At 63.5% G+C, this 23,761-nt stretch carries 30 protein-coding genes; 16 read left to right on the top strand and 14 right to left on the bottom strand.

Going from position 1 to position 23,761, the window contains the following annotated elements; genetic code table 11:
* Positions 1-13: 13 nt before the first annotated feature.
* Positions 14-286 (top strand): hypothetical protein, encoded by a 273-nt coding sequence (locus tag ACUJ47_RS10020; RefSeq protein ID WP_445538260.1) that lies wholly within the window; start codon positions 14-16, stop codon positions 284-286.
* A 43-nt stretch (positions 287-329) separates the two neighbouring features.
* Positions 330-1,082: a metallophosphoesterase family protein gene (locus tag ACUJ47_RS10025; RefSeq protein ID WP_445538261.1), complete on the top strand. Its 753-nt coding sequence runs from the start codon at positions 330-332 to the stop codon at positions 1,080-1,082.
* A 76-nt stretch (positions 1,083-1,158) separates the two neighbouring features.
* Here ACUJ47_RS10025 and rpsI read toward each other — a convergent pair whose 3' ends face one another.
* From rpsI to ACUJ47_RS10050, 5 genes are all read right to left on the bottom strand, one after another.
* A complete protein-coding gene (gene rpsI / locus ACUJ47_RS10030; RefSeq protein WP_354144876.1) occupies positions 1,159-1,680 on the bottom strand; it encodes a 30S ribosomal protein S9 in 522 nt (173 codons plus the stop codon).
* Positions 1,680-2,159 carry a 50S ribosomal protein L13 gene (rplM, locus tag ACUJ47_RS10035; protein WP_354144877.1) on the bottom strand — a complete coding sequence of 160 codons (480 nt, stop codon included), beginning with the start codon at positions 2,157-2,159 and terminating at the stop codon, positions 1,680-1,682. Before rplM ends, rpsI begins: the two co-directional genes overlap by 1 nt.
* Before the next feature lie 178 nt (positions 2,160-2,337).
* Positions 2,338-3,054: a hypothetical protein gene (locus tag ACUJ47_RS10040; RefSeq protein WP_445538262.1), complete on the bottom strand. Its 717-nt coding sequence runs from the start codon at positions 3,052-3,054 to the stop codon at positions 2,338-2,340.
* Between the two features lie 2 nt (positions 3,055-3,056).
* Entirely contained in the window at positions 3,057-3,374 is a 318-nt protein-coding gene (gene cutA, locus ACUJ47_RS10045) for a divalent-cation tolerance protein CutA (RefSeq protein WP_445538263.1), read from the bottom strand.
* A complete protein-coding gene (locus ACUJ47_RS10050) occupies positions 3,371-4,444 on the bottom strand; it encodes a COX15/CtaA family protein (RefSeq protein WP_445538264.1) in 1,074 nt (357 codons plus the stop codon). The genes cutA and ACUJ47_RS10050 overlap by 4 nt, the downstream gene beginning before the upstream one ends.
* 106 nt (positions 4,445-4,550) lie before the next feature.
* On the opposite strand from ACUJ47_RS10050, the gene ACUJ47_RS10055 reads away from it, so the two are divergent.
* The 3 genes from ACUJ47_RS10055 to ACUJ47_RS10065 all read left to right on the top strand — a co-directional run bounded on the left by ACUJ47_RS10055 (position 4,551) and on the right by ACUJ47_RS10065 (position 6,517).
* Positions 4,551-4,922, top strand: a complete 372-nt coding sequence (locus ACUJ47_RS10055) for a MerC domain-containing protein (RefSeq protein ID WP_445538265.1) — start codon at positions 4,551-4,553, stop codon at positions 4,920-4,922.
* A gap of 18 nt (positions 4,923-4,940) precedes the next feature.
* Positions 4,941-5,921: a sulfur carrier protein ThiS gene (gene thiS / locus ACUJ47_RS10060; RefSeq protein ID WP_445538266.1), complete on the top strand. Its 981-nt coding sequence runs from the start codon at positions 4,941-4,943 to the stop codon at positions 5,919-5,921.
* A gap of 65 nt (positions 5,922-5,986) precedes the next feature.
* On the top strand, positions 5,987-6,517 hold the full coding sequence (locus ACUJ47_RS10065; RefSeq protein ID WP_445538267.1) for a hypothetical protein: 531 nt from the start codon (positions 5,987-5,989) through the stop codon (positions 6,515-6,517).
* A gap of 3 nt (positions 6,518-6,520) precedes the next feature.
* Here the strand turns inward: ACUJ47_RS10065 and ACUJ47_RS10070 are convergent, their stop codons facing one another.
* The 5 genes from ACUJ47_RS10070 to ACUJ47_RS10090 form a co-directional block, all read right to left on the bottom strand.
* Complete coding sequence (locus ACUJ47_RS10070; RefSeq protein ID WP_445538268.1) at positions 6,521-6,919, bottom strand: hypothetical protein; 399 nt, start codon at positions 6,917-6,919, stop codon at positions 6,521-6,523.
* A gap of 1 nt (position 6,920) precedes the next feature.
* Entirely contained in the window at positions 6,921-7,196 is a 276-nt protein-coding gene (locus ACUJ47_RS10075) for a hypothetical protein (RefSeq protein WP_445538269.1), read from the bottom strand.
* A gap of 103 nt (positions 7,197-7,299) precedes the next feature.
* The gene (locus ACUJ47_RS10080) at positions 7,300-9,090 is read right to left on the bottom strand and encodes an AMP-dependent synthetase/ligase (protein ID WP_445538270.1); all 1,791 of its coding nucleotides are present in this window, start codon (positions 9,088-9,090) and stop codon (positions 7,300-7,302) included.
* A gap of 80 nt (positions 9,091-9,170) precedes the next feature.
* The gene (ggt, locus tag ACUJ47_RS10085; protein ID WP_445538271.1) at positions 9,171-10,907 is read right to left on the bottom strand and encodes a gamma-glutamyltransferase; all 1,737 of its coding nucleotides are present in this window, start codon (positions 10,905-10,907) and stop codon (positions 9,171-9,173) included.
* A gap of 10 nt (positions 10,908-10,917) precedes the next feature.
* A complete protein-coding gene (locus ACUJ47_RS10090; RefSeq protein ID WP_445538272.1) occupies positions 10,918-11,958 on the bottom strand; it encodes a quinone-dependent dihydroorotate dehydrogenase in 1,041 nt (346 codons plus the stop codon).
* Positions 11,959-12,575: 617 nt separating this feature from the next.
* Here ACUJ47_RS10090 and ACUJ47_RS10095 point away from each other — a divergent pair.
* From ACUJ47_RS10095 to ACUJ47_RS10140, 10 genes are all read left to right on the top strand, one after another.
* Positions 12,576-13,490 carry a helix-turn-helix domain-containing protein gene (locus tag ACUJ47_RS10095; RefSeq protein WP_445538273.1) on the top strand — a complete coding sequence of 305 codons (915 nt, stop codon included), beginning with the start codon at positions 12,576-12,578 and terminating at the stop codon, positions 13,488-13,490.
* A 104-nt stretch (positions 13,491-13,594) separates the two neighbouring features.
* Positions 13,595-14,005 (top strand): SUF system Fe-S cluster assembly regulator, encoded by a 411-nt coding sequence (locus ACUJ47_RS10100; protein WP_445538274.1) that lies wholly within the window; start codon positions 13,595-13,597, stop codon positions 14,003-14,005.
* Positions 14,006-14,019: 14 nt separating this feature from the next.
* Positions 14,020-15,513: a Fe-S cluster assembly protein SufB gene (gene sufB / locus ACUJ47_RS10105; RefSeq protein WP_445538884.1), complete on the top strand. Its 1,494-nt coding sequence runs from the start codon at positions 14,020-14,022 to the stop codon at positions 15,511-15,513.
* A complete protein-coding gene (locus ACUJ47_RS10110; RefSeq protein ID WP_445538275.1) occupies positions 15,510-16,031 on the top strand; it encodes an endonuclease domain-containing protein in 522 nt (173 codons plus the stop codon). The genes sufB and ACUJ47_RS10110 overlap by 4 nt, the downstream gene beginning before the upstream one ends.
* Positions 16,028-16,222 (top strand): hypothetical protein, encoded by a 195-nt coding sequence (locus tag ACUJ47_RS10115; RefSeq protein ID WP_445538276.1) that lies wholly within the window; start codon positions 16,028-16,030, stop codon positions 16,220-16,222. The genes ACUJ47_RS10110 and ACUJ47_RS10115 overlap by 4 nt, the downstream gene beginning before the upstream one ends.
* A gap of 32 nt (positions 16,223-16,254) precedes the next feature.
* On the top strand, positions 16,255-16,998 hold the full coding sequence (gene sufC / locus ACUJ47_RS10120) for a Fe-S cluster assembly ATPase SufC (RefSeq protein WP_445538277.1): 744 nt from the start codon (positions 16,255-16,257) through the stop codon (positions 16,996-16,998).
* Positions 16,995-17,744, top strand: a complete 750-nt coding sequence (locus tag ACUJ47_RS10125; RefSeq protein WP_445538278.1) for a SufD family Fe-S cluster assembly protein — start codon at positions 16,995-16,997, stop codon at positions 17,742-17,744. Before sufC ends, ACUJ47_RS10125 begins: the two co-directional genes overlap by 4 nt.
* A 5-nt stretch (positions 17,745-17,749) precedes the next feature.
* Positions 17,750-18,967: a cysteine desulfurase gene (locus ACUJ47_RS10130; protein ID WP_445538885.1), complete on the top strand. Its 1,218-nt coding sequence runs from the start codon at positions 17,750-17,752 to the stop codon at positions 18,965-18,967.
* Positions 18,964-19,464, top strand: coding sequence for an SUF system Fe-S cluster assembly protein (locus ACUJ47_RS10135; protein WP_354144896.1), 501 nt, complete (start codon positions 18,964-18,966; stop codon positions 19,462-19,464). Before ACUJ47_RS10130 ends, ACUJ47_RS10135 begins: the two co-directional genes overlap by 4 nt.
* Positions 19,464-19,820: a HesB/IscA family protein gene (locus ACUJ47_RS10140; protein WP_445538279.1), complete on the top strand. Its 357-nt coding sequence runs from the start codon at positions 19,464-19,466 to the stop codon at positions 19,818-19,820. Before ACUJ47_RS10135 ends, ACUJ47_RS10140 begins: the two co-directional genes overlap by 1 nt.
* Positions 19,821-19,848: 28 nt before the next feature.
* Here ACUJ47_RS10140 and ACUJ47_RS10145 read toward each other — a convergent pair whose 3' ends face one another.
* Both ACUJ47_RS10145 and ACUJ47_RS10150 read right to left on the bottom strand, forming a co-directional pair.
* On the bottom strand, positions 19,849-20,790 hold the full coding sequence (locus ACUJ47_RS10145; RefSeq protein ID WP_445538280.1) for a hypothetical protein: 942 nt from the start codon (positions 20,788-20,790) through the stop codon (positions 19,849-19,851).
* An 81-nt stretch (positions 20,791-20,871) separates the two neighbouring features.
* A complete protein-coding gene (locus ACUJ47_RS10150) occupies positions 20,872-21,321 on the bottom strand; it encodes a hypothetical protein (protein WP_445538281.1) in 450 nt (149 codons plus the stop codon).
* A gap of 126 nt (positions 21,322-21,447) precedes the next feature.
* On the opposite strand from ACUJ47_RS10150, the gene ACUJ47_RS10155 reads away from it, so the two are divergent.
* Positions 21,448-22,443 carry an adenosine kinase gene (locus ACUJ47_RS10155; RefSeq protein ID WP_445538282.1) on the top strand — a complete coding sequence of 332 codons (996 nt, stop codon included), beginning with the start codon at positions 21,448-21,450 and terminating at the stop codon, positions 22,441-22,443.
* A gap of 6 nt (positions 22,444-22,449) precedes the next feature.
* Here the strand turns inward: ACUJ47_RS10155 and ACUJ47_RS10160 are convergent, their stop codons facing one another.
* A complete protein-coding gene (locus ACUJ47_RS10160) occupies positions 22,450-23,268 on the bottom strand; it encodes a hypothetical protein (protein WP_445538283.1) in 819 nt (272 codons plus the stop codon).
* Positions 23,269-23,347: 79 nt separating this feature from the next.
* Positions 23,348-23,719, bottom strand: coding sequence for a c-type cytochrome (locus ACUJ47_RS10165; RefSeq protein WP_445538284.1), 372 nt, complete (start codon positions 23,717-23,719; stop codon positions 23,348-23,350).
* Positions 23,720-23,761: the final 42 nt, after the last annotated feature.

A 23,761-nucleotide genomic window follows, 5' to 3' on the forward strand; every position in this document is an offset into this window, starting at 1 on the left:
TTTGCGCAATAATATGACCATGGCGATCGCGATCATCTTCCTGCTCGGCATCGGCAATTTCGCGCTGCACAAGGCGGTGCTCGAAAGCCGACACCCGCTGCTGGGCCATGTGCCGTGGTTCGTGCACATGCTGGGCGGGCGGCTGACGCTGGTGACCGAGTTCCTGGTCCTGCTCGCTGCGCTCATGCTCGCGGCGAACGGCTGGCCCGGGCTGGCATGGGCCTATCTGATCTACACAGCGCTGAATGCGCTTGCGGCGTGGCTGATCCTCACCGGCCGGATCTGACAGGCGCTTCCTTCGCGAAACAGATGTGCTAGGCGCCTGAACCATGCCCGGCGACGCATCGATCCTGTTTCATGTCAGCGACACCCATTTCGGGGTGGAGGATCGCGCCGCAATGGCGTGGTTCGAGGCGGCGGTGCATGCCGAACGGCCCGATGCGATCGTCTGCACCGGCGACCTGACCCAGCGCGCGACGCATCGCCAATATGCGGATGCGGCCGAGTGGTTCGCCCGATTGCAGGTGCCGGTGATGCTGCAACCGGGCAATCACGACATGCCCTATTACAATCTGTGGGAACGGTTCCGCCGGCCCTATGCCCGTTATGGGGCGCTCGAACAGGCTGTCGGCGCGGAAATCATGCTCGACAATGCGCTGATCGTTCCCTTCGACACCAACGTGCCCGCTCAAATGCGCTGGCCATGGTCCGACGGCGTGGTGACGCGCCGCAAGCTCGCCGCCGCATTGGCCCGGCTCGACGCCTTGCGCGCCGATCCTCGACCGAAGCTGGTCGCGTGCCACCACCCCTTGCTGGCCGAAGAGGACGGGCGCAAGAATCCGACGATCCGCGGTGACATGGCCTTCGCCGAGCTGGCCGCGGCCGGGGCCAGCGCGGTCCTGTCGGGCCACGTCCACTTTCCGTTCGACCAGATCCGCTCGCGCGAGAACCATGCGATGCGGATGATCGGCGCGGGCACGCTTTCGACCCGGCTGCGGCGCAATGCCCCGCCTTCATTCAATGTGCTGCTGATCGACCGGGCAGGCTCGATTTCGGTTGAGGCGCGCGACTTCCGCGCCTGACCCGTTGCCTTGCCGCCCAAACGAAAAGGGCGGCCCCGAAGGACCGCCCTCTTGTGGGTACCGAAGTGCTGAAGGATCAGCGCTTCGAGAACTGGAAGCTGCGGCGAGCCTTGGCCCGGCCGTACTTCTTGCGCTCGACCACGCGGCTGTCGCGGGTGAGGAAGCCGGCGGCCTTGACCGTCGAACGGAGGGCCGGTTCGTACTTGCTCAGCGCCTGGGCGATGCCGTGCTTCACAGCACCAGCCTGGCCCGAGAGGCCGCCGCCCTTGACGGTGGCGACGACGTCATACTGGCCCTGGCGATCGGTGATCGCGAAAGGCTGGTCGATGACGAGGCGCAGCGTCGGACGAGCGAAGTAAACTTCCTGGTCGCGGCCGTTGACGATGACCTTGCCGGTGCCGGGCTTCAGCCACACGCGAGCCGTGGCGTCCTTGCGGCGGCCAGTGGCATAGGCGCGGCCATGCGCGTCGAGCTCCTGCTCGCGCAGCGGCGCAGTGGCAACGGCGATCACCGCTGCGTCACCTTCAGGGGCGTCGCCGGCGATGGTCTTCAGATCGGCCAGATCGGTGACCGTTTCGTTGTTGGTTTCGTCAGCCATTATGCGGTGACCTTGTTCTTGCGATTCATGGAAGCGACGTCGAGCGTTTCGGGCTTCTGGCCGTCATGCGGATGCTCGGTGCCGGCATAGAGGTGCAGCGCCTTCATCTGCGCCCGGCCCAGCGGGCCGCGCGGAATCATGCGTTCGACTGCCTTTTCGAGCACGCGCTCGGGGAAGCGGCCTTCCAGCACCTTGGCGGGGGTCGTTTCCTTGATGCCGCCCGGGTGGCCGGTGTGCTTGTAATAGGTCTTGTCGGCCATCTTGCGACCGGTGAACTTCACCTTGTCGGCATTGATGACGATGACGTGGTCGCCGCAATCGACATGCGGGGTGTAGCTCGGCTTGTGCTTGCCGCGCAGGATATTGGCGATGATCGTAGCGACGCGGCCAACAACCAGGCCGTCGGCATCGATCAGGTGCCATTTCTTTTCGACCTCGGCCGGCTTCACGGACCGGGTCTGCTTGCTGAGCGCCTTCATGGGTTCATATTCCTAGATATCTATGGGCTGCAGCGGCATCGCTCCGGCCCGAATCCTCCCCACAGCGCAATGCCGCAGGTGCGAGATCGCGGCGCAAATGTCGTTTGGGGGCGCACAAGTCAAGCAAAACCGCGCTTTTCGGAGGAGGTAAAATAATACCACCCTCCTCGGGCGGGGATCAGGCCTGGCTCAGGCTCCACGTCTCGGACGAGAATCTCTCGCTGCCCGCCAGCCGGGTCGTGACCCGCCGCTCGGCCCGTTCGAGCCAGGCCGAACCCGGGGTGGCATGCGCTGCATAGGCCAGTTCGAATTCGCCAGCCGTGCCATCGGGCAGGGCAAGCGGGCGGGTTTCGTTCAGTGCAAGGTGCCGCGGGAAAAACAGGTCGCGCGGCATCTGGTCGAGCATCGAGCTTCCCGCTTGCTGCAATTGCGCGAGGAGGCGCCTGTGCTGCGTCGCTTCCGCTCCGGATATTGCGGCGCGGGCGATGATCTCTTCGGCTGCCTGCATTGCGGCATCAACGTCTTCCCGGGTTTCGGATGTTCCCGCTGCGACAATCATGCCCGACCTGTCGAGCAGGATCGGAAAAATGTGATCGGTCGAGCGGCCGCGTTCGACTTCGGCAATTGAGGCGATGCGTGGCGGCGCCTCGACGTCGGCGCGCAGCTGGCGACCATGGACGGCGATCCCTCCGACATGCTCGGAGAAACTCACCAGCCATTCGCGTTCGACCACGATCTGCTCGCCATCGTGCAATTGCCGCACGAGGCGCCGCACCAGCCGCATTGGCACCAGCGGAAAGCGCAGCGCCACTTCGGCCCGCGCAAGCCCGGAAAGGCCAACCAGCGATAATCCGGCAATCGAACCCAAGGCGGAGCGGCGCGACCACTTCCCCATTACTATCCTCCCTGCCCCAACAGGCCTAGCCAGGCGCGCGTTCCGTCTGCAGCGGAATCGCAGCGCCAGCCGAGAATGGCTGGAGTATCATAGGGATGCAGCACTTCCAAACGCGTGATCGCGCGATCGAGCAGATCCTCATTGGTCTTGAACAGCGCGCCGATTTCCTCCGCACTTCCGCGCTCTCCCTGCCAATCGAAAATCGATTCTATGGGGCCGAGCAGATTGGCGCAGGCGACCAGTTTCTCGTCGAGCAATGTCTGGGTCGCCGCGCGGGCGCTGTCCCGGTCGGGGAAGGGGCACCAGATCAGCGCGCTCACGCGCGAAGTGCCTTTCGCCGCCCGTCGGCATGCATGCCCCAAGCGACGCTTGCGACCAGCAGTGCGCCGGTCAGCTGGTGCGCCACCGCCACCCAGAGCGAGACCCCGGTCAGCACGGTGGCGATGCCGAGGATCACCATCACGCCGAAAGCGCTGTGGATCGCGATCGAGGCTTTGCGCTCTTCCTTGCGCACGCGCCGCGCCAGCCAGATGAGTGCGGCTACGGCCACCCAGGCCCACCAGCGATGCAGGAAATGGAGCAGGAAGGGGTCGTGAGTCAGTGCCCATATCCATCCGCGCGACAGGTCGGGCTGAGGGAAGAATTCCCCATTCATCAATGGCCAGTCATAAGCGGCATGGCCTGCATTGAGCCCGGCCACCCAAGCACCCAACAGCAATTGCACGAACAGCACCAGCGCCACGATCAGGGATGGTCCGGTCAGCCGTACGGGTCTCTCGGCCGGATCCTGTGCCAGGGCTTGCAGGTCGCGCGCGGTCCACACCAGGCCGCCCAGCGTGAAGAAGGCGGTAAGCAGGTGGATCGAAAGCCAGAAATGGCTGACATCGGTCATCTGTCCGCTCAGCCCCGAACGTACCATCAGCCAGCCGAAGGTGCCCTGCAGCGCGCCAAGCGCCAGCAGTGCCAGCAGGCGCGGCTTGTACCCTTGCGGGATCGCACCCTTGACCCAGAACCATGCCAGCGGCAGCGCAAAGGCCAGCCCGATCAGCCGGCCGATCAGGCGGTGGAACCATTCCCAGAAGAAGATGAACTTGAAATCCGCCAGCGTCATTCCCGCGGGCCCCGCTTCGTAGAGATACTCGGGCGTCTTGCGGTAAAGCTCGAACTCGGCCTGCCACGCAGCCTCGCCGATCGGCGGAAGCACGCCGGTGATGGGATTCCATTGAGTGATCGACAGCCCGCTTTCGGTAAGGCGCGTGATCCCGCCCACCGCTACGATGAGCACAACCATTGCCGCGACGACATATAGCCAGCGCACCAGCGCCAGCGGGCGCGGCATTGCATGGTTGGGGGTTTCGCTCATCGCTGCTTGGCCTGCGCTTGCTGACATGGCGCAGCTAATCGGCACTGCCTGCCGAAAGTGCAAGCCGAATCGCCGTACTATCGCTTGCAACACTTGCAAGATGTTACACTGTTACATAAATGGCAGGCTCGCCATGGCGCACAACTCTATCTCGATTCGGCGGCGGCTCGACCGTGCAGGCATCTGGCTTTCGAGCCTGTGCCTGCTGCATTGCGTGCTCACCATCCTGCTGGTTTCAGTGCTGGGGCTTGGCGGGCAATTGCTGCTCGCACCGGAAATCCATCGCTTCGGGCTGGCGCTGGCGCTGATCATCGCCGCGGTCGCGATCGGCTGGGGTGCGTTGAGGCATCGCCGCCGCCTGCCCTTCGTTACGGCGATGATGGGCCTCACCTTCATGGGCGGCGCGCTGGCCGTTCCGCACGGGCTCTATGAAGTGGTCCTGACCATGATCGGCGTGGCGCTGGTTTCGACCGGACACATCCTCAACTTGCGTCACGCGCATTGAGGGCTATGTGGCGCTGGTATGAGCGCCGCCAAGACCATCACCCTCAACGGCGAAAGCCGCCAAACCTCCGCCGAAACCATCGCCGCGCTGGTGCGCGAGCTTGAGCTCGATCCTGCCAAGGTAGCGGTCGAGCGGAATCGCGAAATCGTGCCCCGCTCGACGCTGGCCGATGTGCAGCTACAAGATGGCGACACGCTGGAAATCGTGCATTTCGTTGGTGGCGGCTCGGATGACGACAGCTGGAGCGTGGCGGGGCGGACTTTCCGCAGCCGGCTGATCGTAGGCACCGGCAAGTACAAGGATTTCGCACAGAACGCCGCGGCAGTGGAAGCAAGCGGAGCCGAGATCGTCACAGTGGCCGTGCGCCGGGTCAATGTCAGCGACCCCAAGGCGCCGATGCTGACCGATTACATCGATCCGAAGAAGATCACCTACCTGCCCAACACGGCAGGCTGCTTCACTGCGGATGATGCGATCCGCACGCTGCGGCTGGCGCGCGAAGCGGGCGGCTGGGACTTGGTGAAGCTCGAAGTGCTGGGCGAAGCGCGCACGCTCTATCCCGACATGCGCGAAACTCTCAAGGCGACCGAAATCCTCGCGAATGAGGGCTTCCTGCCGATGGTCTATTGCGTCGACGATCCGATCGCCGCGAAACAGCTTGAGGATGCGGGCGCAGTGGCGGTGATGCCGCTGGGGGCGCCGATCGGCTCGGGCCTCGGCATCCAGAACCGCGTCACGATCCGCCTGATCGTCGAAGGCGCCAATGTTCCGGTGTTGGTCGATGCGGGCGTAGGCACTGCGAGCGATGCGGCAGTGGCAATGGAGCTGGGCTGCGACGGGGTGCTGATGAACACTGCAATCGCGGAGGCGAAAGACCCGATCCGCATGGCCCGCGCAATGAAGCTCAGCGTAGAGGCCGGGCGCGAGGCCTATCTCGCGGGACGGATGGGTCGCCGCATGTATGCCGACCCGAGTTCGCCGCTCGCGGGACTCATCTGATCGATAGCTAACGCTAAATTAACCACATTGCGCGAACCTGCTCCTTGCAACAGGGAGCATTTGCCATGGCTATTGCTGGCACCGCATCGATGACGATCAACGAGATGCGCGAATTCGCGAGCTTCTCGGCCGCGGAACAGCGCTACATCAAGCGCAGCCTCGATATCGGGCTGGGGCGGCAGGACGCCTTCAAGCTGTGGGCGCGCAGCGAAGGTGAAAACGCCGCGATCCGCAGCCAGTATGTCGCCTACCAGGAATTGAAGGCGCTTCGCGCCACGATCCCGCATGATGCCACGATCGCGCAGGTCGAAGGTTTCATCGGCAAGCTCGTGCGTGTTGCCGCATTCGACCTCTCGCAGGAGCGGATCAGCAGCTTCTCGGCATTTCGCTTCCTCTACGAACGCTTGCTTGGCGCCGATGTACGTCCTTGGTTGCCGAGCGGCTTCTGCGCCGCCGCTGCCTTGCCGCAGATCCGCCCCGAACAGCGCAAGGTTCTGCTGCAAAGCCTCAGTGAGGCTGCGGCGACCGCACCCGGCTGGTCCGACCGCGAACCGAGCTTCTACCCGGAATATATCGAAGCAGCCGAGGCGGCGTGAGGACTAGCCAGGAAAGGCCAATTCAAACGTACCGTCCTGGTTTAGCGATAATGAACCGCGCTGAAGAATATCCATGCCCAAGAGGACATCGTAGTAACGACTGTCTCCAACGTCGATGCCCTCAACTTCGTCACCTATTCCGAAGGCTGCTGAGATCGTTTCGCTATCGCTGTCCGGCCAGATCGCAACGTGAAACAAATAAGTCCAATGCCAAGCGTGGCTATGGACGTTTCCAACCTGAATGCGCCCTCGTCGCTGAAGTTTAAGCTTGTCGACGACATTCTGCGTTACGCAGGTGCGCAGTGCGCCAGTGTCGACAAGCGCGATAAATTCCTCAAAATGTTGATTAACTTGATAAAGAGGCTCTGCAGCTGGATCAAAGGCCCTAATGCCAACTTTCACCCTAATGCGATTCTGATGAACCCGGCCCCTCAGGTATCGCATAAGAATAAAATCCCAAATCGACTGGCTCTGAATCTACTTGTTGGATTGAATAAGGAGACTTTCCAAATTTTTCAAAGCCCTTACGCTCAGCGTCCGCCGGAGAGTCGAAAACACCTATTAGCTTTTGATCATGTAGTAGTGCATATCGACCTGCTTCTTTCGGAAGGAGGGATCGGAGCAAATCGAGGAAGACGGCGTAATTTCGTTCAATCTCGACTTCTATCGAATGTGCCATGGTCTCCCCTTTCAGCGAGAGATTCCCACAGAATATCCACATTGTCACTAATCACCCCAAGCATCTGCGCTGAGGCGAGTCGTGCATGCGGCGGGATGAGTCGTTAACCCCGATAGAGCCCGTCGATCCGATCCTGGTAACGCTCGCGGATCTTGTGTCGGCGGATCTTCATGCTCGGGGTCATTTCCTCGTTCTCGATCGAGAAGGCCTCGTCCGCGAAGGCAAAGCCGCGCACTTTCTCGATCACCGAGAGGTCCTGATTGACGCGGTCGATCGCGGCGCGAACCGCAGTCTTGAAGGCGGGCAAGTCCTGCAATGCCTTCATGTCGAATTTCTCGTCATTCGCCTTGGCCCAGTCGACCGCCCATTCGGCATCAGGCACGATCAGGCCCACGACGTAAGGCCGCTTGTCGCCGCTTACCATCGCCTGCGCGATCTCGGGCTGCAGCGTGAGCATGCCCTCGATCTTCTGCGGTGCGATATTGTCGCCCTTGTCGTTGACGATCATGTCCTTCTTGCGGTCCGTAATGACGATCCGTCCGACCTCGTCGAGATGGCCGATGTCGCCGGTGTGGAGCCAGCCGTCGACGATGGTGCGCGCAGTTTCTGCATCGTTGCGCCAATAGCCGTGCATCACCAGTTCGCCGCGCACGAGGATCTCGCCGTCATCCGCGATCCGCACTTCGACGCCGCGCATCGGCGGGCCGACAGTGTCCATCTTGAGGCCTGCCGCGGGGCGGTTGCAGCTGATCACCGGCCCGGCTTCGGTCTGGCCATAGCCCTGCAGCATGGTGAGGCCCATCGCTTCGAAGAAAGTGCCGACGTCGGGGTTGAGCGGCGCGCCGCCGCTTACCATGGCCTTGATCCGACCGCCGAAACGCCCGCGAATCTTGGGGCGCAGCGTCTTTTCCAGGATGAAGTTCATCGGCTTGTCGCGCAGCCGCTTGCGGCCCGCCTCGCTCATGATCAGCGCGCGGTCCATCAGGTAATTGGCGAATTTGCCCTGCTTTTCGACCTGCTTCATGATGCGTGTGCGCAGCACTTCGAACAGGCGTGGCACCACCACCATGATCGTGGGCCGGGTTTCCTCGATATTGCTGGCGAGCTTCTCCAGCCCTTCGGAATAATAGATTTCCGCGCCCACCCCGATCGGCAGGAACTGCCCGCCGGTATGCTCATAGGCATGGCTGAGCGGGAGGAACGACAGGAAGCGGTCGTCCTTGATCCCGAAATCATCGATCAGGATTTCGGCTGCGCCCGCCACATTGCACAGGATCATGCCATGATGCTGCAGCACGCCGCGCGGCGCACCGCCGGTACCGCTGGTGTAGATGATGCAGGCGGTCTGGTCGCGCCCGATGTCGGCGAGCCGTTCTTCCACCGCCTTGCGCGCGGCAGCTGCGTCGCCTGAGGTCACGCGTTCCCAGGAATGGTAGTCGAAACTGCCCGACTGGTGCCGGTGCAAATCCTCGATCCCGATGACATGCTCGACGATGCCGCTCGACTGGATCGCGGGGTGAAGTGGGCCGAGCAATTTCTCGTCGGAAACGAACACCGCGCGCGCGCCTGAATTGTCGAGGATGTGGCTGTGATCGCGGGTGGTGTTGGTGATGTAGGCGGGCACGGTGACGCAGCCTGCGGCCATGATCGCAAGATCGGCAATGCACCATTCGGGCCGGTTCTCGCTGACAATTACCACGCGGTCGCCGGGGTTGAGGCCGAGGCCGCGCAGGCTCTCCGCCAGCAGGCAGACCCGCTCAGCGGCCTCGCGCCAGCTCTGCGTTACCCACTGGCCGCCCCGCTTGCTGCCGAGGAAGGGCGCGTCACCCTTCTCATCGGCGCGCTTCAGGAAAAGCTCAACGAGATTGTTGGCAGAATCGATGTCTTGCAGCACCTCAGGCTCCTCGCGCCGTTTTTCTGTTTATCGCCGGGGATTAAGCCCAGCCGCGCCTGTCGGCAAGTGGGCTGCCCGGCTCAGGGCACGTCGAGCCCGGTTTCGATCCGCGGGTCGCGCGCGTTCATCCATTGCTCGCCTTCGCGCACAATGGCGTTGCCCTTGATCGGCGCTTCGCGCAGCACGATCCGCGCGTGCCCCAGTGCTTCGAACTGCGGTGCGGCGGCTGCCAGCCAGGTACCCTGTTCGAGCATCAGCGCATCGCCAACCGCCATCAGGAACGGGAGCGCCAGCGAATCCTGTGCCGAGAGCCCGAAATCGATCGCGCCGATGATTGCGCGCGTCGTCGTCACCGGAATAGTCGGGCCGCCTGCTGCGCCCACCGCCATGAAGGGGTGGCCTTGCGGGTCCCACACGACCGTGGGCGACATCGAGCTGCGCGGGCGCTTGCCGCCTTCGACGCGATTGGCCACGATCCGCCCGTTCACTTCGGGCGAACGGCTGAAATCGGTCAGCTCGTTATTGAGGTAGAAGCCGTTCGCCATCAGGCCCGATCCGAACGAGCTCTCGATGGTCGAAGTGTAGCTGACCATCGTGCCTTCGCCATCGACCGCGGCGAAATGCGACGTGCCATGCTCTTCGGGCTCATCGCCATCGGCCAATGCGATCTTGGCGCCGGCGGGGGTTCCCGGGGCAACATTGCCGTTGCGCTTGCCCGCGTCGATCAATGCGCTGCGCATCGCGATATAGTCGGGCGCGATCAGCCCGGCGATCGGCACGTCGATGTAATCCGGATCGGCCATGTAAAGCTCGCGGTCGGCATAAGCGAGCCGCTGCGATTCGATGAACAGGTGCCAGGTGACCGGATTGTCCTTGCCCAAGGCCTTGAGATCGAAGCGTTCGAGCTGGCCGAGAATCTGCAGCACGGCGACGCCGCCCGAACTGGGCGGGCCCATGCTGCAGACGCGGTATTTGCGGTAGCTGCCACACACTGCGTCGCGCTCTTTGGGCTCATATCCGGTCAGGTCGTCCATCGTCATTGCGCCATCGCGCGGTGTGGCTTGTGCCACTTCGGTAACGAGCTTCTCGCCCATGTCCGCGAGATAGAATGCGTCAGGGCCTTCGCTGGCAATCCGTTCGAATGTCTTCGCCAGCTGCTCGTTTTTGACCAGGCTCCCGGCAGGAAGGACCTTTCCGTCGGCGCCGAAATAGAGCTCCCGTGCGGCTTCGGTGAAGCCCGAACGCCCGGGGCGGGCGCCCAACGCGTTATAGAGGCGGTTGTTGATCTGGAACCCGTCGCGCGCCAGGGCTATCGCGGGTTCGAACAGCTTGGCCCAAGGCAGCTTGCCATGTTCATGGTGCGCCATTGCCGCCATGCGGATATTGCCCGGCACACCCACGCTGAGGCCGCTCTCAACCGATTCCTCGAAGCTCGGCAAAGATCCGTCCGCGCGGAGGAACCAGTCAGGGCTTGCGCCCGACGGCGCTGTCTCGCGACCGTCGTAAGACGTGACATCGCCATCGGCTGCACCGTGCACAAGGAAGCCGCCGCCCCCGATCCCCGAGCTTTGCGGCTCGACCACGGTCAGCGCCAGCATTACTGCGATTGCCGCATCGGTGGCATTGCCGCCAGCTGCCAGCATTGCTTCGCCTGCTGCTTGCGCGCGCGGATCGGCGGCGCTCACCACGCCATGGGCCGATTGCGGCGCAGCGCTCTCGGCAATGGCGGGGGTTGAGGCGGTGGTGGCGCAGCCCGACAGGGCAAGGCCGAATATCAGCGGAGCGGCGATCAATCGCGCGATGGGCTTGGCGTGCATGCCCGCTGGATTATTCGCTTCCGACGGCTTCGGCAATGCTCGCGAAGCCTTCGCGCCGCATCAGCCGTTCAAGTCCGCGCACGATGCGCGCGCCCAGCCCCGGTCCTTCATAGACCATTGCGCTGTAGATCTGGACCAGGCTGGCCCCGGCCTTGATCCGCTCCCACGCGTCTTCGGGACTGGCGATCCCGCCCACGCCAACCAGCGGGATCGCGCCGCCGGTCGCCTTGCGGAAATCGCGCACACGCTGGAGCGCGAGCGGACGCAGCGGCGCGCCGGAGAGCCCGCCCGTCTCGCCCGCATGGCGCGAACGGAGCGCCGGGCGTGAAATGGTGGTGTTGGAGACGATCAGCGCACCGAGCCGCTTATCGAGCGCAATCCGCGCAATGGCATCGATGTCGGCGGGTTCGAGGTCGGGGGCGACCTTGAGGAACACCGGCGGCGCACCCTCGGGCATGGCCTCGTCGCGCGCGGCCAGAACGGCGTCGAGCAGCGCAGTAAGCGCCGCCTCATCCTGCAGCGCACGCAGGCCGGGTGTGTTGGGGCTGGAGATGTTGACCGCAAGATAGCTGGCATGCGGCGCCATCAGCCGCGTCATCAGTGCGTAATCGGCGATTCGGTCGGCAGAATCCTTGTTCGCCCCGATATTGATGCCGAGCACACCCGGGCGGCCTTTGCGCCGGGCCAGTCGCTCAAGCGCGGCTTTGGCGCCGCCATTGTTGAAACCCATGCGATTGATCACTGCGTGGTCTTCCGAAAGGCGGAACAGGCGCGGCTTGGGATTGCCCGCTTGGGGGAGGGGCGTGATCGAGCCCACTTCAGCGAAACCGAAGCCCAGGCCGAGCAGCGCGTCGGGCACTTCGGCATCCTTGTCGAACCCGGCAGCGACACCGACCGGGTTGGGAAATGTGATTCCGGCGACCTTTGTAGCGAGCAAGCCGGGTTTGGCAGACGCAAGGCGTGGCATTATCTTCAGGCCTTCGATCGCGATTCGATGAGCCGCTTCCGACTCGAGGGCAAAAAGTGCAGGGCGAAGCAGGCTGAAGATCATTGCGCAGTGCCTATGGCAAGCGCGCGCCGTGCTGTCGAGCCACAGCATTCCTTTACGGCTTTAGTTAATTATTTCAATTCAATGACGAAGAAATTCGTGATTCAAATCAACTCTTGTCGTTTGCATACAATTCGCGTGGCGTTGAATCGGTTAGTTGGGATCTGCGACCCGAAGGGCTCGGAGCAGCGATGCGAAGAGTTCCTCAACTTCAAAGGCGGTCCCGGAAGGGGCCGCCTTTTTTTCGTTGGTGGGGCTTGATGGATCGGGTGATCGAGGCCACGGGTGTAGTGCCTACAGGACATGGCTGCCCCGCGTTCACGCCACGCAAACTGTTCTAAATCGATTTTGTCGCCCCTCCTTTCGAGCTGAGCGATTACATCGCGACGCACGATGATTTCCTCTGCGACGAGTCGGACATTCGTGAGTTCCAGCCTGCAGCACCTCTGCTTTGGCAGTGCCTTTCCATGCGATTGGCACAGCGACAGCGCCATCTATCCTGATGCCGACCCCCGATTGGAAGGCGCAGCTGGCCGAAGCCCTCTATGACCAGTCGCCTGTGACACTCGCCGATCGAATTGCAAAGAATGCGAGCTTCCCTGTCGACCGCGAGGCGACTAGTGTCGCTGCGTATGGTGGGGGGGCAGCCATTCAGTTTTGAGTTCGTACCGGCTCCGGCCGACCTGTCGCCATACCTGAATTCGCTCTACATCCTGCGGATCGGCCCGCATCGCATCGAAGAGGTCCTTCCCGCCTATTCGGGCCAGCTGATGCTGGCGAGTTCGGGCCAGGGGCGGATGGATTTCGGGGGCGGCTTTGTCGAAGCGCCCGAGGATGTGTTTTTCACCGGCCCGCTCACAGCCGCGCGCCCGTTCGCCATCGACGGGCCCGCGCTGGTGCTCGGCGCTTCGTTCACTTTCCATGGCTGGGCGGCACTAACCCGCCTGCCGACGGTCCAGAACAGCGACCGCTTCCTGACCGCCGAACAGGGGCTTGGCGGCCCTGCGGGGGGAGATACGCATTCCCTGACCAGGCGTGTGCGGAAGGGCGAGATCGACGCGCAGGCGGCGCTCGATGAACTCGCGGCAATCCTGCGCATGGCGATCAAACCGCTGCCCGCTGGCCATGCCGACCTGATTCAGGCGACTTATGACTGGCTCAGCAGCAGCCTGAACCCCGAACCCGAGAAGCTTTACGCGTCGCTGCCGCTTTCGGAGCGGCAGGTGCAGCGGCTTGTCAAACGGTTCTTCGGCCTCGCGCCTTCGCGCCTGCGTCGGCGCTATCGCGCGATCCGCGCAGCGACATTGCTGGCCGATCCCGAACTCAGCGACGCGCGGCGGCTCGAAGTGCTCCAGTCCTTCTATGACCAGGCGCATATGATCCGCGAGATCCGCGAATTCACCGGGCGCACGCCGCGGCTGCTCGCCAGCGGGAAGGATGCTGTGGGGGTCGAGACGCTCGGGCCGCAGGGCTATGGCGTGGTCGAACTGTTCGCGGGCGAAGAGGCGGAACAGCTCGGCAAGGAGCCCGGCTAGGCTCGTTTGAGAGTGACTCGCAACAGGCGATTCGCATTGAAACCTCGCATTCGCGCCCCTAACTGCAAATCGGAACGAATCAGTCCGATTTGAGCTGGAGTGCCATGCGCCTGTCCAATCTTGCCGATTATGCCGTCGTCACGATGGGTGCGGCCGCGCGCCATTGCGGCGGCGGACGCACTTCGGCGACCGAGCTGGCGGAAGAGACCGGCCTGCCGCTGCCGACGGTGCAGAAGCTCGTCAGCGTCCTTGGTAAGGCCGGGCTGCTGCGCAGCGTACGCGGCGCGGGCGGCGGGCTGCAGCTGGCGCGTCCGGCAGCCGCGATCACCGTGGCGGATATCGTCGAGGCGGTGGAGGGGCCGATCGCGCTCACGCAATGCGTCGAAGGGCAGGATTGCGCAGTCGACCACGCCTGTTCGGTCAAGCCGCACTGGCCGGTGATCAACCAGGCCCTGCGCGACGCGCTGGCGGGGATTCCGCTGACGCAGCTCGTGGTGCAGCGAGAAGCGGCATGAGCGAGAACGCCAGCATGCATGACACCGGAGTCCAGGACGCCGAGGTGCAAGACCGGGAAGCGCGCGAAGCCGCGGCCAAGGCCGCCGAGTATGAGCACGGCTGGTCGGCGGACATCGAGACCGAGTTCGCCGAAAAGGGCCTGACCGAGGATACGGTCCGCTTCATCAGCGCGAAGAAGAACGAGCCCGAATGGATGCTCGAATGGCGGCTCAAGGCGTTCCGCCTGTGGCAGACCATGGAAGAACCCGATTGGGCCAAGCTCGGCTATCCTGCGATCGATTACCAGGACGCCTATTATTACGCCGCACCCAAGAAGAAGGTGCAGCTCGAATCGCTCGACGAGCTCGATCCCGAAATCAAGGCGGTTTACGACAAGTTGGGCATCCCCGTTGCGGAGCAGGAAGTGCTCGCCGGGGTGAAGGGCGCTCGCAAGGTCGCGGTCGATGCCGTGTTCGACAGCGTCAGCGTTGCGACGACGTTCCGCGAAGAGCTGAAAAAGGCGGGCGTCATCTTCCTGTCGATCAGCGAAGCGATCCGCGAACACCCGGAACTGGTGAAGAAATGGCTCGGCAAGGTCGTGCCGCAGCATGACAATTTCTTCGCTACGCTCAATCGCGCGGTCTTTTCGGACGGCACTTTCGTCTATGTGCCCGAGGGGGTGCGCTGCCCGATGGAGCTCAGCACCTATTTCCGCATCAATGCCGAGAATACCGGCCAGTTTGAGCGCACGCTGATCGTGGCGGCGAAGGGCAGCTACGTCTCCTACCTCGAAGGCTGCACCGCACCGATGCGTGACGAGAACCAGCTCCACGCCGCCGTGGTCGAGCTGGTCGCGCTTGAGGATGCCGAGATCAAATATTCGACCGTGCAGAACTGGTATCCGGGCGATGCGCAGGGCAAGGGCGGGATCTACAATTTCGTTACCAAGCGCGGGCTGTGCCAGGGCGCGCGGTCCAAGATCAGCTGGACCCAGGTCGAAACCGGCAGCGCGGTGACGTGGAAATATCCCAGCTGCGTGCTCAACGGCGAAAACAGCGCGGGCGAATTCTACTCGGTCGCGGTGACCAACAATTTCCAGCAGGCCGATACCGGCACCAAGATGATTCACAATGGGAAGAACACCCGCTCCACGATCATCTCCAAGGGCATTTCGGCGGGCAAGAGCAACAACACCTATCGCGGGCTGGTGCGCGTCGCCGCCAATGCCGATGGGGTGCGCAATTTCACCCAATGCGACAGCCTGCTGCTGGGCGACCAGTGCGGGGCGCACACCGTGCCCTATATCGAGGTCAAGAACCCCTCGGCCCAGATCGAGCACGAGGCGACGACGAGCAAGATCAGCGACGACCAGCTGTTCTACGCCATGCAACGCGGCTTGCCCCAGGAAGAGGCGGTGGCGCTGATCGTCAACGGTTTCGCCAAGGAAGTGTTGAAGGAATTGCCGATGGAATTCGCGGTCGAAGCGCAGAAGCTGCTGGCGATCTCGCTGGAAGGGAGCGTGGGGTGACCGAAAAGAAAACCCTCAAGCTTCGTGATCCGTCCGAGGCTCCCACCGAAACCCCAGCGCTCAAAAAAAAGGGCCGCGGCTGGGAAATCTCCGAAAAGCGGCTTGATGCGCTGCACGAGCAGGCGCGCGAGATGCGCCGCCATTCCTCCGTGGCGCACAAGGCGCTGGCGGAGCGTTTCGCCAAGGCGGACATGGGGCGCTACAAGTTTACTCGCCACGCAGTGATCGGTTCGGCCATTGTCGATTTCGGCTGCCACAATCTCGGCATGGCCATCGCCATCGACGAAGTGGGTGCGAACGAGGCTATCGCCAAGCGCCGCGACAAGAGCCTCGAAGCGGTCGGCATCCGCGTGATGCGCATCAAGGCGCAGGACATTCTCGAAAACATGGATGCGGTGCTGCAGCGGATCACCGCCGGGATGCGCATGCGCATCGGCGACAAGCAGGAGGCGCGCCGCGCGCATCAGGCAAGCTCGCGTCCGCGCCACCCCGCCGCCCGTAAGGGAGAGGCGCAATGATGCCCACAATCAACGATCTCATGGCGCCCGACATGCAGAAGATCATGCTGTTCGTGGTGCCCGCCATCGCGCTCGTCGCCGGCCTCACCATGAACCTAAGCCGTGGTTTCTCGACCCTGGGCGTGGTGTTCTTGGTCGTGTGCGGGCTGGCCGCGCTCTATTTCCTGCCACAGTTTCTCGAGCTTTTTTGAGCCTTCGGGCCGACGGATGATGACCCGCTGACATGTTGACAATCGACAACCTCCATGCCGAGATCGACGGCAAGCAAATCCTCAAGGGCCTCTCGCTCACAGTGAACGCGGGCGAGGTGCACGCGATCATGGGCCCCAATGGCGCGGGCAAGTCCACGCTGGCCTATGTGCTGGGCGGCAGGCCGGGTTACGAAGTGACCGCGGGCTCGGTCGAATTCGCGGGCGAGGATTTGCTCGAACTCGAACCCTATGAGCGCGCCGCCGCGGGCCTGTTCCTCGGTTTCCAATATCCGGTCGAAATCCCCGGCGTGTCCAATGTCCAGTTCCTGCGCGAAGCGCTCAACGCCCAGCGCAAGGCGCGCGGCGAAGAACCGCTTTCGGGCGGCGATTTCCTCAAGCTGGCGAAGGAAAAGGCCGGGCTGCTGCGGCTCGACATGGACATGCTCAAGCGCAATGTGAATGTCGGCTTTTCAGGCGGCGAGAAGAAGCGCGCTGAAATGGTCCAGATGGGCATCCTCGATCCGAAATTCGCCGTGCTCGACGAAACCGACAGCGGGCTCGATATCGATGCGCTGCGGATCGTGGGCGAAGGCATCAATGCAATCATGCGCAAGCCCGACAAGGGCGTGCTGCTGATCACGCACTACCAGCGCCTGCTCGATTACGTGAAGCCCGATGTGGTGCATGTGATGGTCGCGGGCCGGATCGTGAAGTCGGGCGGCCCCGAACTTGCGCTCCAACTCGAACAGGAAGGCTACGAAGCGGTCGCGGCATGAGCAAACTGGCAACCCTTCCGACCACACGAGACGAGGATTGGCGCTATGCCGATTCCGGCTGGCTCGCTGCGGCCGATGCCGAGGCGCTGGCCCACTGGGAGGAAATTGCCGTTCCCGCAGGCGAAACGCTGGTCGAAACGCGCCTTGCCGGCGAAGGGGTTGCGCGGCTGCGCGTTGCCGTGGGCCGCGATGCCCGCTTCGAACTCTACGCGATCAATGCCGCCGGGCCATATGCCCGCCTCGAAGTCGAAGTGACGCTGGAAGAAGGCGCGCATTTCGAGTTCGGCGGAGTGACTATCGGCGGCGGCGACAACCGGCAGGAATTCGTCACCCGCACGATCCACGCGCATCCGGGTGCGACCTCGAACCAGGTCGTGCGCGCGGTGCAATGGGGCCATGCGACGGGCAATTTCCTTGGCCGGATCGAAGTGGTCCGCCACGCGCAGAAGACCGACGCGGCGCAGAATTTCCGCGCGATCCTGCTCGAAAAGGGCGCTTCGGCCAATGCCAAGCCCGAGCTCGAAATCTTCGCTGACGACGTCAAATGCGCGCATGGCGCGGCGATCGGCCAGCTCGACCAGCAGGCGGCCTATTATATGGCGGCGCGCGGGATTCCGCCCGAAGTGGCACGCAAGCTGCTGGTGCAGGCCTTCATCGGCGATGCCTTTGTCGCCATGGCCGACGAAGCGCAGGCCGAAGCCATGCTCGAACGCGCGCTGGCGAAGCTCGACGAGGCGGCGCTGTGAACGAGCTGTCGACCTTGGCGCGGCTTGGCGATGTGCGGGCGCAGTTCCCCGGGATGGTGACGGGCGAGGGCAAGCCCTGGCACTATCTCGACACTGCCGCGACCGCGCAGAAGCCGCGCGTAGTGATCGATGCGATGGCGCGCGCATTGGGCGAGGATTACGCCACGGTCCATCGCGGGGTCTATGCCCGCTCGGCCGAAATGACGCTCGCCTATGAAGGTGCGCGGCGGCGTGTGGCGGAGTTCATTGGCGGCAGCGAGGACGAAATCGTCTTCACGCGCGGCGCGACCGAAGCGATCAACCTCGTCGCGGCGACCTGGGGCATGGAGAACATCGGGCCAAGCGACCGCATCCTGCTTTCCACGCTCGAGCATCATTCGAACATCGTGCCGTGGCAGATGCTGGCCGAGCGGACCGGCGCGCAGATAGATATTTGCCCGCTCACCGCCGATGGCTGCATCGATCTCGACGCGGCGCAAGCCATGCTGACAGAGCGGCACAAGCTCGTCGCGCTGGCGCATGTCTCGAATGTGCTCGGCTCGGTGCTCGATGCGAAACGCGCTGCCGCTCTGGCCCACGGCGTTGGCGCAAAGCTGCTGCTTGACGGCTGCCAGGCCGCACCGCGGCTCAAGGTCGATGTTTCGGCGATCGGCTGCGATTTCTACGTGTTCAGCGCCCACAAGCTCTATGGCCCCACCGGCATCGGCGCGCTGTGGGCACGGAGCGAGATCCTTGCCGCCATGCCGCCCTATCAGGGCGGCGGTTCGATGATCGACCGCGTGACTTTCGAGAAGACCACCTATGCCCCGCCGCCGCAGCGCTTCGAGGCGGGTACTCCGGCAATCGCTGAAGCCATCGCGCTGCATGCCGCCGTGGATTTCATCGAAGCCATAGGGCTCGACAATGTTCACGCCCACGAACGCGCGCTGGTAGCGAGGCTGCGCGAAGAGCTCGGCGCGATGAACGACATCACCCTGTTCGGCCCGGCCGACAGCGCGGGAATCGTCAGTTTTGCGCTAGACGGGGTTCATCCACACGATCTGGGCACGATATTGGATGAAGCGGATGTGGCGATCCGCGCCGGGCATCACTGCGCGCAGCCGCTGATGGACCATCTGGGCGTGCCGGCGACCGCGCGCGCCAGTTTCGGGATCTATTCGGATGAAAGCGATATTGCGGCGCTGCTCGAAGGCATCGCCCGCACGCGGAGGATATTCGCATGAACAAACCGGCCGAGGAAAAGCAGTTCGTGGCCGCACCAGCGCCCAATGAAGAGGTGGTCAAGCCTCCCCGTGCGCGCGTGGAAGACGCGGTCGATAACGACGAGACGCCTGCCGAGAAGCTTGAGCGCAAGCGCGATTACCTCGAGGGGTTCCTGCAGAAGAAGCCCGAGAATCTCGGCGCGGGCGAACCGGGCGGCGAGCTTTACGAAGCGGTGGTGGCCGCGCTCAAGGAAATCTACGATCCGGAAATCCCGGTGAACATCTACGATCTCGGGCTGATCTACGGGGTCGAGATCACCGACGAAGCCGATGCGATCATCACCATGACGCTCACCACCCCGCATTGCCCGGTGGCCGAAAGCATGCCGGGCGAAGTCGAGCTGCGCGCCTCCAGCGTGCCCGGCATTCGCGATGCGGAAGTGAGCCTGGTGTGGGACCCGCCATGGGGCCCCGACAAGATGAGCGACGAGGCGCGGCTCGAACTGGGGATGTTGTGATGACCGAAACCAAGATCCGCCAGATCCCGGCTGCCGTAAAGCTTACCGCTGCCGCCGAGGCGCGGATTGCCGAGCTGATGTCCAAGGCGCCCGAGGGCGCGATCGGCGTGAAACTGTCGACTCCGCGCCGCGGCTGTTCGGGCCTCGCCTATTCGGTCGACTACGTCACTGAGGAAGCGAAGTTCGACGAGAAGATCGAGACGCCGGGCGGAACATTCTACATCGACGGCGCCAGCGTGCTCTATCTCGTCGGCTCGACCATGGACTGGGTCGAGGACGATTTCACCGCGGGCTTCGTGTTCGAGAATCCCAATGCCAAGGGCGCCTGCGGCTGCGGCGAGAGTTTTATCGTCTGACCGTCGCCTGCCTCGGAGGTTCGCGTTCTCAACCTTCGTCGATAATCCGGGCCAGCAGGGCGCGCTCGAGATCGTCGACCTCGCCATCGGCGCCGATCATCTTCTCGAGCCATTCCTGCTCGAAATCCTCGACCAGGTTTCCGGCGGCGGCCGCTTCGACATAGCTCTGGCCCTTGTCGTTCTTGCCGAAGACCTTGCCGAAATGGTTGCGCGCCTGCGGCACTTCGCGCGCCATCGCGCCAAAGAAGCGGCCGACGCGGGCGCGGTTGTCAGCGACGAAGCTTTCGAGTTCCTTCACCCGCTCATGGCTGAGTTGGGCGTTCTGGAGCTGGAACCCCTTGAGGTAGTTGGCCACGCCATCGACGAAGAGCTCGTCCCACAGCGGCGAGTTCTCATCCTGCAGGGTTGCATCCTTCAGGCGGAACAGCAGCTCGGCATCCTTGCGGGTGACTGCTGCCGGGCCGTGCCCCCCGCTGGCGAAGATCACGCGGCGCAGGATGCGGCATTCGGCAGCGCTGATATGCGTGGCCGAAAGCTCGCCACCGCAGCGCGTGGGGCCGAAGCCGGTCATGATCTCGCGTTCGACCTGGCGCAGCACGTAATCCTTGAAGAATTCGGGCACATTCTGCGCGCGTTCGATCACGCGGACGAGCAGTTCGAGCTCGGCCATGCTGTCGACCTTGCCGTCGTCATCGATGGCTCCGATCAGCCAGCGCGCCTCGTCATCGCTGCACATGCCCCTGGGCTCGCTGCCGTTGAGCACAAACTCGCCGATCGCTTCGACGAAGAAATCGACCCATTCGGTCGAAGGCTGCTTCAGCGCGCGATTGATCGCGAAGATCGCTTCGGCTTCCTCGCGATAGATCTTTCCGTCGCCCCAACCCAGCTGGCGCAGCGAGAACAGCTCCTCGGCGCTCACTTGGCCGTCATCGGCGACGCGGCGGGCCAGATCGGCAAACTGGATGCTCATGATGCACTGATCCCCTGAATTTCCATGGGGACCGCTATCGCAGAACAGGCTTAAGACGGGGTTACCGCCGAAATCCGGCGATCATCCGCCTCCGAGCGCGGCAACACAGGCTGCGCGATCGACATTGCGACCGTCGCTGGCGCGGCGCGCCTCGACATGGGTGGCGACGGGAGCTGCGCCGGGCTGCATCGGGTAGAGGAACACGTCGAGCACGCAGGGTTCGCCCGCGAATTGCAGCTTGCGCGCATCGCCCTCCAGCACGTCGAGGCGCGGTTTGCCAAAGCGCCGCTCCAGCTGGGCTGCGCCTGCTCCGATGACATTCTCGAGTCCGGGCAGGCGCATCACTTGCGGCACGATGAAGCCTGAAGTTGGCGGCGCAGGATTGCTCGGCGGCACGCGCACTGCAGGCGGCGCGGTAGTGACGGGCCCCGGACGCGGCTGGCTTACTGGCGGCGGGCTGCCGGCGGAAACGCAGGCGACCAGCAGAGGTAGCGGAGCGAGCGAAATGAGGAGTTTGCGCAGATCGGGCATGGCGCCGTTTCCTAGCGATCTCGCGCCAAGTCAACGCCTGCGCGACAATCCGCCCTTGGCGCGCGCGCTGCGGGGCGCTAGGCGGCGCGGACTGCAATAGTTTCGGCAACAGAATCAGGAATTCGCGTGACCAAGCCCCGTTATGACGTGATCGCCATCGGCAATGCCATTGTCGATGTGATGTCCCCCGCCTCCGACGAACTGATCGAAGAACTGCAGCTCAATCGCGGCGGGATGACTTTGGTCGATGCCGAGCGGGCCAAGGAGCTTTACGACGCGATGGGGCCGGCGCGCGAGATTTCGGGCGGATCGGCGGCCAATACGCTGGCGGGTCTCTCGGCGCTCGGCGCGCAATGCGCCTTCATCGGCCAGGTCGCGGACGACCAGCTGGGCGAGGTCTTCGCGCATGACATCCGCGCGGTGGGCATCGATTTCGACGTTGCCCCGCGCGAGGGAAACCCTCCTACGGCGCGTTGCCTGATCTTCGTCACCCCCGATGCACAGCGCACGATGAACACTTTCCTCGGCGCGAGCCAGTTCCTGCCGCCATCGGCGCTCGATGCCGAAGCGGTGGCAGCGGCCAGGGTGCTCTATCTTGAAGGTTACCTGTGGGATCCGGAAGAACCACGCGCCGCGATGCGCCGCGCGATCGAGGCGGCGCGTGCCGCCGGGCGCGAGGTGGCCTTCACCCTGTCCGAAGTGTTCGTGATCGATCGCCATGGCGACGATTTCCGCGCACTGATCGAGGATGGGCTGATCGACATCTTGTTCGCCAATCACCTTGAGCTGTTCGCGTTGACGGGCGCCGATACGATTGAAGACGGTATCGCCGCGCTTCACGGCAAGGTGCCGACGCTGGTGGTTACCCGCAGCGCCGACGGTGCCGTTGCGATCCGCAATGGCGAGCGTGCCGAAGTCGACGCGGAACCGATCGACGAAGTGGTCGACACCACCGGCGCGGGCGACCTCTTTGCTGCCGGCTTCCTCTATGGCCACGTCAATGGCGAGCCGCTCGAGCGGTGCCTGCGGCGCGGCGCGATTGCCGCAGCCGAAATCATCTCGCATTATGGCGCGCGGACCGAGGTCGACCTCAGGGCGCTGATGGACGAAAAGCTCGGCTAAATCCGCTCAGGCGGTTGCCGCAGCTCTCTTGGCTGGAACGCCCCCTGCGCGCCAGCCAAGCCATCCTGCCAGCCCGCCCGCAGCGATCCCTGCAATTGCAGTCGCGCCGAGTGGGATCTGCGCATAGGCGCCGAAAAGCGCGCCGAATTGCGGTATGAAGGGCGCGTTCCACATCACCACCGCCTGCAGCGCCATGAAGAAGGATGCGACCAGCCATGGCGCGCCATTCTTGCGGTCCATGAAATAGAGCGTCATCGCAAAGACGACCGCCATCCCGTCGGAAATGACGATCGTATCCTGCACCGTGTGCAGGCCTCCGCTCCCGATGACGTTCATCCATGGGAACAGGCTGTCCATCACCCGGCTAAAGGGCGATTCGAACAGGATCAGCGGGGTTGCCAGCATATATCCGGCGTGCAGCTTGATATTCCGGCGGTTCTTGAGCGCCTGGTAGAACAGTGTGAGATAGGCCGCGATCGCGATCACCATGCCGATCCCGAAAGCCGGGCCATTGTGCAGGATGAACTCGCTTTCGCCTTTGACATAGCGCTGCGCCGAGACGTCGATGATCATCACGAAGCCAAGGATCAGGAAAGGGAACAAAGCGAAGCTGGCCCGGCCCATCTGCTTGTGGAAGGCGTTGGATCGACGATGGATCGCGACGCTCTGGATGATCAGCAGCAGCAGCCAGGTGGTCGAACTGATCGCGTGGACATGGAATGCCAGCGGAACATTTGCGATCGGCGACCAGTAGCTGGCCCAGAAACCGACCAGGATGACCAGCAAGACAAAGCCGACGTAATAGTGGCCATGGCGATAAGGCATCGAGAAATCCCCCCTCGATGCGACCCTGCAGGCGATGTATCACAAAGCGTGTGCGCGAGCCAAACCGGCTTTTCGGCGTTTAGTCCGGCACCCGTTTGTAGCCTTCGCTGCGCAGAGTGAGGATATAGTCGGCAATCTCTTCCACTTGCGGCTGGTCGAGATCGAAATCCATCACTTCGGGATAATTATGCGCATCGGTGAGCCAGGTGACCAGCGTTGCGCGGGTCAGGCCTTCGCGATTGGCGATGTCGGCAAAGGGCGGAGATTGGGGGTTGGGCGAAAGGCCCGGAGCCTCGACCGCGTGGCACCCGCCACAGGCGGCCTGCACGAAGGCTAGCCGGTGATGCTCGGCCTCGCTGGCCGGCGCAGGCGGCGGGGCACTTTCGACGCTGCTCGCGCCATAGGCCTGCTGGCACGCCGTGGCCGCCAGCAGGATGAGAACAGGGATCATTTTCCGCCGCATATGCCTAACCTCGCTTCTCGCGCATTCGAG

Source organism: Altererythrobacter sp. Z27 (assembly GCF_052683155.1).